We start from the raw sequence: 12,262 nt of genomic DNA, 5'->3' as shown, positions 1-12,262 counted from the left end.
AAAATCGCTTATTGCGCTGTAAAATCACTGCGATTCAGGCCATAACGCTGCATTTTCTGGTTCAGCGTCCGGCGTGGCAGGTCCAGCTCATCCATGACCGCCTTGATATTGCCCTGGTGCCGCTCCAACGCTTCACGAATAAGTTGCGACTCGTATTCAGCCACTCGAACAGCCAACGACAGGGTCTGTCGCCCGGCCAGCGGTGCACTGATCAGCGGCGTCTGGCGCGACAGCAGTTCGGCCACGCTGGCACGCGGGTCCACGGCGTAGCGGATGGCGATGTTCTTCAGCTCACGCACATTACCCGGCCAGGCGTAGGACTGAAGCGCATCCAGATCATGATCACTAAGCTGGCGCGCTTCACGGTCATGCTCATCAGCGCCGCGGCCGGCATAATGAGCAAACAGCAACGGCACATCCTCGATCCTCTCACGCAGTGGCGGAATATGCAGCTCGGAGACACTGAGACGATAGAACAGGTCTTCACGGAAATTGGGGTCGCCACGCAGGTCCACCTTCGCAGCAGCCACCACACGCAGATCGACCGGAATCAATGTATTGGAACCCAGCCGTTCGATCACATGCTCCTGCAGCGCCCGCAGCAACTTGATCTGCAGGTGCAGCGGCATGCTCTCAATCTCGTCCAGAAACAGGGTACCGCCACTGGCATACTCAAACTTGCCGATACGGCGCTTGGCCGCATGGGTAAACGCACCGGCCTCATGCCCAAACAACTCACTTTCAATCAGGTTTTCGGGAATGGCCCCACAGTTGATTGGCACGAACTGCTTCTTGCCTCGAATGCTGTACTCGTGCAGACACTGCGCCACCAGCTCCTTGCCTGTACCGGTCTCACCGTAGATGATCACATTGGTATCCAGCTCGGCCAACGCCAGCAGCTCTCGCCGCAGGCGCTGAATGGCCGGTGAAATGCCGATCAGACGCGCTTCCAGCACCGAACGACTGGCCAGACTCTGCTGCAGGCGCAGGTTTTCCAGCATCAGCCGTCGCTTTTCACAGGCTCGGCGAATCCGCTCCACCAGGCGCTCGGGCACAAAGGGTTTTTCGATAAAGTCGTAGGCACCTTCGCGCATGGCCGCCGTAGCCATATCCACATCGCCATGTGCCGTGAGCAGAATCACCGGCAGATCCGGTGCACGCTTGAGCGCTTCGGTCATCAACTCAAGGCCATCCATGCCGGGCATGCGCACATCAGTCAACAGAATGCCGGGGCAGAACGGATCTATCCGCTCCAGCGCCTGCTCAGCACGGCTGAAACACTCCACACTGAAACCGGACAGCTCCAGCCACTGGGCAGTTGCTTCACGCACCATCGCCTCATCATCCACCAGCAGTACGCGGCCCTGATCAATCATTATTCGCTCCTTGGTTGGTAAAGCGGCATGCTCAGCCGGAAACAGGCACCTTCAGCCTGATCAACAGGTTCGATACTGCCACCGAGGTCACGCAAAATACTGTGTACGATTGCCAAGCCCAACCCCAGTCCCTGGCCCACCTCCTTGGTGGTGAAGAAGGGCTCAAACAGTTGAGTGCGATGCTCGGGCTCAATGCCGGGGCCGTTGTCTCGCACATCCAGCAGCATCTGTCCGTTCTCTATGGCCTGCACACTGATCCAGAGGTGGTGCTCACCGGGTCGTGTCGACATGGCGTCGCAGCTGTTCTTGATCAGATTAATCATCACTTGCTCATAGCGTGCGGCATCACCGGCAATTTTCATGTCAGGCGGCGGCGGATCAAAATGCAGTTGCAGATCCAGCTCCTCGAAGCGACCACGAAACAGCTGCAGCACCTGTTCCATCACCTGCTGCAGCGACACCGGATCGATACGCTCCGGTTTGCGATAGGCAAAGGTTTTCAGCTGCCCGGTAATCAACGCCATGCGGTCGAGCAGCTGCTGTTGCTGGCGCAGGTTACGCACCAGTGCATCAGGATTATCCAGCTGCTTTTCAGCAATGGCGAGATAGGTACGCATGGCGGTCATCGGCTGATTGAGCTCATGTACGACAGAAGCCGACATCCGCCCCAGCGCCGCCAGCTTTCCAGCCTGCACCAGCTCCGCCTGAGCTTCCTGCAATGCCTGGGTGCGTGCAACCACCTTTTGTTCCAGCGACTCGTTGGCTTCTCGAAGCGCCTGCTCCAACCGCTTGCGACGGCTGATATCGATCAGAGTGACCAGATAGCCCAGCTCAGGGTGTCGATCCATCTGCCGAATCGAGATCAGCATGGGAAATTCACTGCCATCCGCACGCTGGCCGACCACTTCCAGCCCGGTCAGCGGCTGAAAGCGTTCGCTGCCCAATGCACCCAGCGCCTGCTGCAGCGGCCGAGCCGAAAAGCCGGCCCGCAGCAGATTCAGCACCGGCTGGTGCCGAATCTGTTCCGCCGAAACGCCAAACAACTGCATCGCCATCGGGTTGACCAGCTCAACCTGGCCCGAAGGCGTAATGTGTATCAAACCAACCTGCGCGGTATTGATGATGTCACGCTGCTGTTCTTCACTGCGTGCCCGCTCCTGCAGTCTCTCCAGTTGGAGCCGACGTTTCTGGCGTGACTCACGCAGGTAAAGCAGCAACAGACCCAGCGCCACCCCGCCGGAAAGTACCGAGGCCACCACCAACTGCTCACGTTGCCTGGCCGGACGGATATCGGTCAGCGTACTCACCTGCCAGCCCAAATCATCCAGCTCAACTCGATGCATGATTGCCATGGAGTCTTCATGCGGCACAAGCTGCAGACGGGTACCATCACTCAACAGCCGGGACTCCAGCTGCCCCAGCGGCCACCCCAGATCAGACTTGAATACCAGCTCTCCCGTGGGTGACACCACCAGCAACGGGTGGTCCGTCGTCAGCTGTTCACTCAGCCGGGGTACATCCAGCCGAATCACGGCTACCCCCACCAACCCGCCATCATAGATCGGCGCTGACATGAAAAAAGTCGCGGTTTCCAGATCTTCTTGATACTGCAGTTCCTGCCCTTGCTCTCCCGCCAGCGCTTGCTGGAAATAGTGCTGCTGCCACTGAGAGCGCAACTGTTGTGAACTTTCATCACGCCAGTTGCTGTATGCCAGCGCCTCTCCTGTAGGGTCAAGCACAAACAGAGCCGTAGAGCCGGCCACCAGGTTGAACTGCTCCAGTACCCGGTTCACCAAAGTACGGTTATGTTCATCCGGCTGGCGCAGAAAGTCTCTGACCTGCAGGTTCTGTGCAACCAGAAAGGGCAGATAGTTGTACTGACCAAGACTGCGGCGCAGCTGGCCGATGCTGTTCAGCAACCGATCGGAACCTTCCACATGCAACTGCTGCATGGCCCGATCATAGGCAACCCGACCACCCCACCAGGCCAGCAACAGAAACAGCAGGCTATACAGCAGAATTTTGAGGCCAAGCGACAGGCGATATTTTGAAGACGTGGCACGTTCGGGCATTGGCAGTCTCTCTTGGGCAGGCGCGGAACCTTAGCAAAGGCAGATATTTTTTTCAGCCGATCAACGCCTGTGCCATAATAGCGGCCCCATTCTATTCAGTCTGTATGGATACCATGACCGCCAACACCATTATCGCCTATCAGGGCCACGAAGGGGCCTATTCCCATCTTGCCTGCCGCCACGTGCACCCGGAGCTGGCGCCCCGCGCCTGCGAAAGCTTTGTTGAAGCGATGTTTATGGTCGAGCGCGGCGAAGCGCGACTGGCGATGATTCCGCTGGAGAACTCCACCGCCGGCCGGGTTGAAGAGATCTACCGCCTGATGCCGAAAACGCGCCTGCATGTGATTGGCGAGCACTTTGAACCGGTCAACCACTGCCTGCTGGCGCTGCCGGGCACCCGCATCGAAGACCTGAAAACGGTCTCGTCGCATCCTCAGGCACTGGCACAGTGTGCCGAAAACATCCGCAGCCTCGGAATTGAGCCGGTTGCCGCGCTGGATACCGCAGGCTCTGCCGATGAGTTGTCACAAAAGCGTACCCCGGGTCATGGCGCCATCGCCTCCAGTCTGGCGGCCGAGCTGTACGGGCTGGAAGTACTGCGAGAAAACTTTCAGGACAAGACCGGCAACACTACCCGCTTCATGATTCTGTCACGCGACCAGATGATGCCGCCGCTGGAGAAGGATGTGCGTTACATCACGTCCCTCATGTTCCGTGTGCGCAACATCCCGGCTGCGCTGTACAAGGCACTGGGCGGCTTTGCCACCAACGGAGTGAACATGGTCAAGCTGGAAAGCTACATGGCCTCTGAAACCATGACCGTGTCCAGCTTTCACCTGGATATTGAAGGTCACCCGCATGAGCAGGCGATGAAGTTCGCGCTACAGGAACTGAACTTCTTCGCAGAAGAGGTGCGCGTGATCGGTACTTATGCAGCCCACCCTTTCCGCTTCAGCCACCTGAGTCTGGAGCTGTAGTCCGGCACTCAACGTTCCGGCGTACACTCTCCCCGCAGGGCACAGCCCAGTGCCTTGCGGATTGCATCCGGTGAAAGCCCAAGCGCAATCAGATGATGCAGCTTGGTGAAGGCCGCTTCCGGGGTCAAATCAAGCCCCGACACCACACCGACCTGATTCAACAGGGCACCCGTTGCATAGGCTCCCTGACTGACCGCTCCCTGCTGGCACTGGGTCACATTCACTACCACCTGCCCGCGCCCTCCTGCATGAGACAGCACCTCCAACAGACCGGTCTCGGTTTCCGGCGGGTTACCAACGCCATAGGTGAGCAATACCATTCCCTTTACCGCTTCAGGCGCCAGCGCTTGTTGCAGCAGCCGCAGCGGCATGCCCGGATATGTCATCAACATGACCACTGCATCAGGATCATACGCGGGTATTTCAAAGCGCACGGGTTGTGGCGGCAGTCGCTCTGCACTCAGCTCAATTTCAATTCCGGCCCTGCCCAGCCAGGGAGCATTCGGCGAGTCAAAGGCATCCAGGCCGCTGCTTTTTACCTTGCGGCTGCGATTGCCGCGCAGCAAACGACCATTGAAACAGATGCACACCTCAGCAAGATCCGTACGCGACGCCAACAGCAGCGCCGTGACCAGATTATCCAGCGCATCATTTCGCACTTGGCTGAGAGGAATCTGGGAACCGGTCAGAATCACCGGCTTGTCCAGCTGCGACAACATGAATGACAATGCAGACGCGGTGTAGGCCATGGTATCGGTCCCATGCAACACCACAAAACCCGTGTAATCATGCCACTTGTCCTGCAGGGATCTGGCGATCTGTGCCCAGTCGGCCGGCACCACACTGGCACTGTCGATCAATCGGTCAAACTCCAGCAGATCAAACGCCGGCACTGTCCGATCCCCCAGCGCCGCCTTCAGCCGGGCGTCAAAACCCGGCTCCGGCACATACCCCTTGGCCGAGGCCACCATACCGATGGTGCCACCGGTATAGATCACCAGAATTTTGCTCATCATGGCGCTACCGCAACCGGTGCCAACATGGCATGCGGGCTCAGAATGGCATCCAGTTTCGCCTCAGGCAGCAGCCCTTCGGCCAGTACCAGTTCACGCACGGTAGAGCCTGAAGTCAGCGCTGTAGAAGCGATCCGCGTTGCATTGCTGTAGCCGATATACGGCACCAGCGCCGTGACAATTCCGATACTGTTGTCCAGATGTCGGGCACACTGCTCTTCATTGGCACGAATGCCGCGAATACAGCGATTTTCCAGCATGGTACAGGCAGAGGTAAGCATCTTGATGGAGTTCAGCAAGTTGTACACGATGAGTGGTTCCATCGCGTTGAGCTGCAACTGCCCGGCTTCTGCCGCCAGTGTCACCGCCAGGTCGGCGGCAATTACCTGATACGCCGTCTGGTTGACCGCCTCCGGGATCACCGGGTTGACCTTGCCCGGCATAATGGAAGACCCCGGCTGCATCGGCGGCAGCAGAATTTCACCCAGCCCGGTGCGTGGGCCACTGGACAGCAGACGCAGATCGTTGCACATCTTGCCCAGCTTGATGGCGAAGCGCTTGAGAATGCCGGAAAACATGACAAAAGCGCCCATGTCTGAGCTGGCTTCCACCAGATTCGTGGCCGATACCACCGGTTTGCCGGAGATCTGCGCCAATCGCCCCACTGCCAGCGCCTGATACCCCGGCGGTGCATTGATACCGGTCCCGATAGCCGTACCGCCGAGATTGACCTCGCACAACAGCCGCGCCACCTCATGCAGGCGGTCGATATCCTCATCCAGATTGACGGCAAAGGCCTCAAACTCCTGCCCCAGCGTCATCGGCACGGCATCCTGCAGCTGAGTACGTCCCATTTTGACGATATGGGAAAACTCGCGCCCCTTATCTTCCAGCGCCTCGATCAAGCTGCGGATTGCCTGTTCAAGCGGTTCAGACGCAAACTGAATCGCCAGGCAGACCGCTGTCGGATAGGCATCATTGGTGGACTGGGAGCGGTTAACATCATCATTGGGATGCAGATACCGGTACTCCCCACGCCCATGCCCCAGCTTCTCCAGCGCCAAGTTAGCGATCACCTCATTGGCGTTCATGTTGGTGGACGTGCCGGCGCCGCCCTGAATCAGGTCGACAACGAACTGATCATGAAGATGACCGGCATCAATCTCGTCACAGGCGGCGATGATGGCATCCGCCTTTTCTGCCGGCAGCACACCCAACTCACGGTTGGCCCAGGCGGCAGCCGACTTGACCTGCACCAGCGCACGTACCAGCGCCGGGAAATGGCTGATAGGCACACCGGTAATGGAAAAGTTATCAAGAGCACGCTGGGTTTGAATGCCGTACCAGGCTTCAGCCGGTACCGCCAGATCACCCAAAAGATCATGTTCAACGCGCATGTTCATCGAATGCATAGACCCTTGCAAACAGATTAAAAAGACCCCCGAGCTCGTCGTGAACCCGGGAGCGATTGGAGAAGCCCTTACCTGACAGTCTTGCCGGAAGCGGTTTCACGCGCCCTGATCCGTTCCAGATCTTCCGGCTCAATTTCCCAGGCGACCGGGTCCACATTCATGTCACGGAACTGGCTGACATCAAAAACCGGCTGCTCGATCCCCTCGCCAATCTGACGATCGAAATCACGCAGAATCCGCAGCCCAGGCTTGACCAGAAACAGCAGCGCAATCAGGTTTGCCAGCGCCAGCAGGCCCATGGTGACATCGGCAAAACCGAATACGGTACCCAGATCGGTGGTGGCGCCCCAGCACACGAGCCCAATGATCAGAACCCGGAATCCATTGAACAGATTCTGGTTTTCAGTGCTGAAGAAATTGAGACTGTTTTCACCCAGATAGTAGTTGTAGAGCATGGTACTGAAGCCAAACAGCACCAGTGCGATGCTGACAAAGGCACGCCCCCAGTCACCGACATGATCCGCCAGTGCCGACTGTGTCAGCGCAACACCTTCAACCGCGACACCGCTGCCCGGCTCATACACTCCGCTGAGCAGAATGATAAATGCGGTTGCCGAACAGATAATCAGCGTGTCGATAAAGACCGAAAAAGACTGCACGATGCCCTGATTGGCCGGGTGGGGCACATAGGCCACGGCTGCCACGTTGGGTGCGCTGCCAAGACCGGCCTCGTTTGAAAACAGGCCACGCTTGACCCCCATCATGATCGCCGCACCAATGCCACCACCGACTGCAGGCTCTAGGCCGAACGCACTTTTAACGATCAACATGAAAACATCAGGGATACGGTCAAAATTGAGGCCCAGCACGACAAACGCTACCAGCAGGTAGCCACCGGCCATGATCGGTACCAGCACTTCGGCGACTTTGGCGATACGCTTGACGCCACCGAAGATGATCATGCCCACCAGCATCGCCATGGCGATCCCGGTATAGAACACCGGCACACCAAAGGCGTCACCGACTGAGGTTGCAACGGCATAGGATTGCAGCGCTGTGAAGCAGAAACCAAAGGTCACCAGCAGCAGTACGGAGTAAATCGCAGCCAGCCAGTTCCACTTTTTGCCCAGCCCACGGGAGATATAGTGCGCCGGGCCACCACGGTAGGTTCCATCCGGCTCGGCCTGCTTGTAGGTTTGCGCCAGCGTACATTCAAGAAAGCTGGTGGCCATGCCCATCAGACCAACCACCCACATCCAGAAAATGGCACCTGGGCCACCCAGTGTAATCGCCACGGCAACACCTGCAATATTGCCACCACCCACGCGCCCGGCCACCGACAGCAGCAGCGCCTGAAACGAACTCAGATGGCCATGTTTATCATGCTTGAACGCCTGACTGGCGCTCAGAATTCGGAACATGCGACCGAAATAGCGAAACTGGACAAAGCGCGAAACGACTGTAAAGCCAACACCGATAAGGATCAGCAGGCCGATCAGCACCTTGCCCCAGAGAAGCTCGTTGAGAAATTCCAACATCACTGCACTCCACTCTATTCTTGTTTTAGGACGGTGGGTCATTTAATCAATGATTCAGCACTGATAAAATTTGTCACTCTGACTACAGAATGGCGTATTTTGGCGCACATACAACACCAAAAAGTGCCAGCGCATTTTGGCGCATGCCCACTACAAACCCTCAGGAGGTGACGCGATTGAACGAGGATCTGGCCCAGAACCTGCGCCTTCTGTGCAGCTATCACAAATCGATCGCCGAAGTCTGCCGCCGACTCGATATCAACCGTCCGCAGTTCAACCGCTACCTGGGCGGACGTTTCAAGCCCTCAGCGGGCACCCTGCGTCGTATCTGTGATTTCTTTGGTGTTGAGGTACATGAGATCATGCTGCCGCATGACCAGTTTCAGCGCCTGGTGCAGATACGCCCCAGTGCGTTGCCACCCAGCGAACCTTCTGCAGATAACCTCAACGCACACCTGGACCACCTGTTCCGCAGTGGCAGTCAGGGGCTGGAACGTTATATCGGTTACTATTTCGAATATTACCTGTCGATGTCAGCGCCGGGAAAATTGATCCGTACGCTGGTCTGTATCGAGGAGCGAGATGGGCGCTACCTGTTTCAACGCACCGAGCGGATGCAACCGGAGCCCGGTGAACCAGCCTGCCACAACCGCTATCAGGGGGCTGCCGTGATGCTTAGTGATCGTTTATTTCTGGTTGATTATGAAACGCTGAATCGACATGAGCTGACCCAGACAATCCTTTTCCCCAGTTTCCGTAACCGACTTACCCGGCTGACAGGACTGCGCATTGGAGTGTCTGATAACAGTGAACGCATGCCCTGCTGCACACGGGTGCTGTATGAGTATCTGGGCACCAGCATCAGAGTGCGCAAGGCGCTGGCGATGTGCGGACTGCTAGACCCCGGCAGTGATGAACTTGATCCAAGCATTCCTGCTGCAGTGCAAAACAACATGACAGATGAAGAGATTCATTTCCGGGCGAGACATCACACCGGCCGATAACGCCTGAGTGCAATATCAGAACATTACCATTGTGATATAAGGGCTTATATTTATTCCGCACTGCACAAAAATATTATTTATTATAATATTTTATTCTAAAAAAACTATTGTGCATCGCACAAAAAAGAGCCATATTGAATTTGTCCTGCATCGCAGGGCACCGCGAGAGTCGTTGCTCTTCCTCAATCTCTCGCATCCCATTTCCAACTCTGGCCGTTTTGAGTTGTTTGCACTTTGCCTGCCCCTCTTCAGATGAAGAGGGGTTTTTTTTGACTGAATTTCGAGAAACGTGACACGCAACGGCCACAAGAGGGGTTACATGTCAGACTGATTGCTCGCGGGCGGCACGTTCCTGCAGTTTTTTCAGCACCCGAGACACCGCCACAAAACCGAAAGTTGCGGTCACGACCGTGGTGGCTCCGAAACCACCGGCACAATCCAGTCGTGTGCCATTTTCCATCACGCTCTTCTGCTGACAGACACTGCCGTCCGGCTGCGGGTAACGCAGCTGCTCTTCTGAGTAGACACATTCAACGGCAAAGCGGCGCCCGCTGCTGCTGAAACGATAATGGCGCCGAAGGAAAGAGCGTACCTTGGCGGCCAGAGGATCGGTTTGGGTACGGGTCAGGTCGGCAACGCGAATCAGGGTCGGGTCGATCTGACCACCGGCACCGCCAATCGTGATCACCGGCACTTTTCGCCGCTTGCACCAGGCGATCACCGCAGCTTTGTCCTTCACGCTGTCGATGGCATCCACCACGTAGTTCAGATCGTCATGCAGCAACTCATCCAGATTGTCGCGGGTTGCGAAGGCTTCTACTTCATGCACCAGACACTCCGGGTTGATATCTCGGATACGATCCGCCATCACCGCCACCTTGGACTGGCCGATGGTGGAACTGAGGGCATGGATCTGACGGTTGGTATTGGTGACACACACATCATCCAGATCAATAAGCGTAATTTCGCCTATGCCGCTGCGCGCCAGTGCCTCCGCTACCCAGGAACCAACGCCCCCAATACCAATAACCGCCACATGGGAGCGCTGAAACAGTTCGAGCCCGTCCAGTCCATAGAGCCGAGCCGTACCACCAAAGCGCTGCTGAGCCACATCACTCATCGTCGAACGCATCCTCGGTCAGTTCGGTCAGAACGGTGTCGCCGCACTGATTGCACTTGCCTTCAATAAAGACCAGCCCATACAGCTCGTATTCCTCAGGGTCGGACATCCCCAGCCCCAGCTGTTGGCAGTTGTCGCACCAGGTATCGGTAAGGAAGAGTTGCTGTTCCTCAGAGTCACGGGCGTAAAAATCCCGCTGCACACGATTTTCGTTCATTTTTTGATCAGTCTTCATAAGAGGCGCATGATAAATCAGCCGGCAGTACCATGCCAGCGCAGAGCAAAAGGATCACGCCATTCACCCGCCAGCAGCGCTGCCACCTCGGGCAACCGGAACAGCTCACCCCGGTCAGGGTCAGTACAAAAGGCACAGGCCTTGTCTGCAAGGCTGAAGCTCAAATGCCAGGCATGCAGATAACCACGATCTGGCTGGGCCACGTTCGGCTGCGCCGCATCCGCTTTTTCATGATAGATCGGATCGCCAATAATCGGAGCACCGATGCTTTTCAGGGCGACACGGATTTGATGTGTTTTGCCGGTGTAGGGACGACACAGAAAGGCGCGCAGGCCTGGCTTGAGCGATGCACTGTAGAACTCGGTACGCGCCCGGTTTTCGTCTGTACGCGTAAGCTTCCAGCTGCCGCGACGGCTGCGAACCATTCCACCCTCGATACGGCCCTGTTTTTTGCTCGGCTTGTGATCGCTCAGCGCCAAATAGAACTTACTGACTTTTTGTGCAGCAAAGGCCGCCGACAGCTCAGCGGCGACTGCAGCCGACAGCGCAAACACCACCAGCCCGGACGTCATGCGGTCCAGCCGGTGCACCGGCCAGACCGGTTGCCCCAACTCTTGTGCCAGCAGCATTGCCAGACCGGCTGCCTGATCATCCTTGTGCATGCTGATGCCCGGTGCCTTGTCGATAACGACAAAGCGGGCGTTGTGTTCAATGATGCGAAAGGCAGGCAGGGTGTCAGGCTGACTCACCAGTTCATGACCTGTTTGACGAAGGGTACGGTGATCTTGCGTTGCGCACTGAGTGAGGCCACGTCCAGCTTGTCCAATGTTACCAGCAGATGGGCCATGTTACGGCTGCCGTGATGCATCAGGTAGCGAATCACATCATCACCCAACTGAAGACCACGGGCCTGAGCCCGTGCACGCAGGGCCACCACCTTGGTGTCGTCATCCAGTGGCTGGAGCTGAAATACCATGCCCCAGTTGAGGCGGGACTCAAGATCGGCCAGTCGAATCCCCAGTTTTGCAGGCGGCAGGCTTGCCGCAATAATCAGCACATGGCCGTTGGCGCGCATCCGGTTATACAGATGGAACAACGCCTCTTCCCACTCAGGGTCACCGGCAATTTGCTCCAGGTTATCAATGCATACCAGATCCAGTTGATCAAAGTCTTCAAGCAGCTGAGGGCCATACTGTTTCAGCTCGGCCAGCGGCAGGTAAACGGCGCTGCGCTTGATCGGGTCGGAGGCATGGCAACAGGACTGCAACAGATGGGAGCAGCCCGTACCGGTATGTCCCCAAAGATAGAGATACTGCTCGCCAAAACCGGCCACCGATTTCTCCAGTGCAGCGCACACCAGCCCGTTGCGGCCACAGACGAAGTTCTCGAAGCGGGCATCATCCCGCAGCGTTATTCCCAGAGGTAACTGCACAGGTGCAGCAGAACGGCTTTTCTCTTTTTGAATCACTGCAAGCGTCTTATGGTTCGCGATACCGAGGAAAAACATACGGCGTG

11 protein-coding genes are annotated in these 12,262 nt (G+C 57.1%); 2 read left to right on the top strand and 9 right to left on the bottom strand.

What is annotated here, in order from left to right:
- Nucleotides 1-8: 8 nt before the first annotated feature.
- A complete protein-coding gene (locus CFI10_RS07990; protein WP_091826939.1) occupies nucleotides 9-1,376 on the bottom strand; it encodes a sigma-54-dependent transcriptional regulator in 1,368 nt (455 codons plus the stop codon).
- A complete protein-coding gene (locus CFI10_RS07985) occupies nucleotides 1,376-3,448 on the bottom strand; it encodes a sensor histidine kinase (RefSeq protein WP_206841157.1) in 2,073 nt (690 codons plus the stop codon). The genes CFI10_RS07990 and CFI10_RS07985 overlap by 1 nt, the downstream gene beginning before the upstream one ends.
- 113 nt (nucleotides 3,449-3,561) lie before the next feature.
- Between CFI10_RS07985 and CFI10_RS07980 the strand changes: the two genes are divergently transcribed.
- On the top strand, nucleotides 3,562-4,425 hold the full coding sequence (locus tag CFI10_RS07980) for a prephenate dehydratase (RefSeq protein WP_206842043.1): 864 nt from the start codon (nucleotides 3,562-3,564) through the stop codon (nucleotides 4,423-4,425).
- 8 nt (nucleotides 4,426-4,433) lie between these two features.
- On the opposite strand, the gene CFI10_RS07975 is transcribed toward CFI10_RS07980, so the two are convergent.
- From CFI10_RS07975 to CFI10_RS07965, 3 genes are all read right to left on the bottom strand, one after another.
- Nucleotides 4,434-5,441, bottom strand: a complete 1,008-nt coding sequence (locus CFI10_RS07975; protein ID WP_206841156.1) for an asparaginase domain-containing protein — start codon at nucleotides 5,439-5,441, stop codon at nucleotides 4,434-4,436.
- Nucleotides 5,438-6,841 (bottom strand): aspartate ammonia-lyase, encoded by a 1,404-nt coding sequence (locus CFI10_RS07970; protein WP_242530190.1) that lies wholly within the window; start codon nucleotides 6,839-6,841, stop codon nucleotides 5,438-5,440. The genes CFI10_RS07975 and CFI10_RS07970 overlap by 4 nt, the downstream gene beginning before the upstream one ends.
- 77 nt (nucleotides 6,842-6,918) lie before the next feature.
- Nucleotides 6,919-8,388 carry an alanine/glycine:cation symporter family protein gene (locus CFI10_RS07965; RefSeq protein WP_206841153.1) on the bottom strand — a complete coding sequence of 490 codons (1,470 nt, stop codon included), beginning with the start codon at nucleotides 8,386-8,388 and terminating at the stop codon, nucleotides 6,919-6,921.
- Nucleotides 8,389-8,564: 176 nt separating this feature from the next.
- Between CFI10_RS07965 and CFI10_RS07960 the strand changes: the two genes are divergently transcribed.
- A complete protein-coding gene (locus CFI10_RS07960; protein ID WP_206841152.1) occupies nucleotides 8,565-9,392 on the top strand; it encodes a helix-turn-helix transcriptional regulator in 828 nt (275 codons plus the stop codon).
- A 322-nt stretch (nucleotides 9,393-9,714) separates the two neighbouring features.
- Here the strand turns inward: CFI10_RS07960 and tcdA are convergent, their stop codons facing one another.
- From tcdA to hda, 4 genes are read right to left on the bottom strand one after another with little or no spacing between them, the layout of a single operon-like run.
- Nucleotides 9,715-10,512 (bottom strand): tRNA cyclic N6-threonylcarbamoyladenosine(37) synthase TcdA, encoded by a 798-nt coding sequence (tcdA, locus tag CFI10_RS07955; protein WP_206842041.1) that lies wholly within the window; start codon nucleotides 10,510-10,512, stop codon nucleotides 9,715-9,717.
- The gene (locus CFI10_RS07950) at nucleotides 10,505-10,729 is read right to left on the bottom strand and encodes a hypothetical protein (RefSeq protein WP_242530158.1); all 225 of its coding nucleotides are present in this window, start codon (nucleotides 10,727-10,729) and stop codon (nucleotides 10,505-10,507) included. Before CFI10_RS07950 ends, tcdA begins: the two co-directional genes overlap by 8 nt.
- Before the next feature lie 35 nt (nucleotides 10,730-10,764).
- The gene (locus CFI10_RS07945; protein ID WP_242530157.1) at nucleotides 10,765-11,496 is read right to left on the bottom strand and encodes a TIGR01621 family pseudouridine synthase; all 732 of its coding nucleotides are present in this window, start codon (nucleotides 11,494-11,496) and stop codon (nucleotides 10,765-10,767) included.
- Nucleotides 11,493-12,215, bottom strand: a complete 723-nt coding sequence (hda, locus tag CFI10_RS07940; RefSeq protein WP_242530156.1) for a DnaA regulatory inactivator Hda — start codon at nucleotides 12,213-12,215, stop codon at nucleotides 11,493-11,495. The genes CFI10_RS07945 and hda overlap by 4 nt, the downstream gene beginning before the upstream one ends.
- Nucleotides 12,216-12,262: the final 47 nt, after the last annotated feature.

The organism is Marinobacterium iners, assembly GCF_017310015.1.
Taxonomy (GTDB): domain Bacteria; phylum Pseudomonadota; class Gammaproteobacteria; order Pseudomonadales; family Balneatricaceae; genus Marinobacterium; species Marinobacterium iners.
Note: the sequence above shows the minus strand (reverse complement) of the source record. Positions and strands in the feature narration are given on the sequence as shown.

Bases quoted from the DNA above. Each gene is read 5' to 3' on its own strand.
- CFI10_RS07990 (WP_091826939.1), bottom strand. From the start codon at position 1,376: ATGATTGATCAGGGCCGCGTACTGCTGGTGGATGATGAGGCGATGGTG.
- CFI10_RS07985 (WP_206841157.1), bottom strand. From the start codon at position 3,448: ATGCCCGAACGTGCCACGTCTTCAAAATATCGCCTGTCGCTTGGCCTC.
- CFI10_RS07980 (WP_206842043.1), top strand. From the start codon at position 3,562: ATGACCGCCAACACCATTATCGCCTATCAGGGCCACGAAGGGGCCTAT.
- CFI10_RS07975 (WP_206841156.1), bottom strand. From the start codon at position 5,441: ATGATGAGCAAAATTCTGGTGATCTATACCGGTGGCACCATCGGTATG.
- CFI10_RS07970 (WP_242530190.1), bottom strand. From the start codon at position 6,841: ATGAACATGCGCGTTGAACATGATCTTTTGGGTGATCTGGCGGTACCG.
- CFI10_RS07965 (WP_206841153.1), bottom strand. From the start codon at position 8,388: ATGTTGGAATTTCTCAACGAGCTTCTCTGGGGCAAGGTGCTGATCGGC.
- tcdA (WP_206842041.1), bottom strand. From the start codon at position 10,512: ATGAGTGATGTGGCTCAGCAGCGCTTTGGTGGTACGGCTCGGCTCTAT.
- CFI10_RS07950 (WP_242530158.1), bottom strand. From the start codon at position 10,729: ATGAACGAAAATCGTGTGCAGCGGGATTTTTACGCCCGTGACTCTGAG.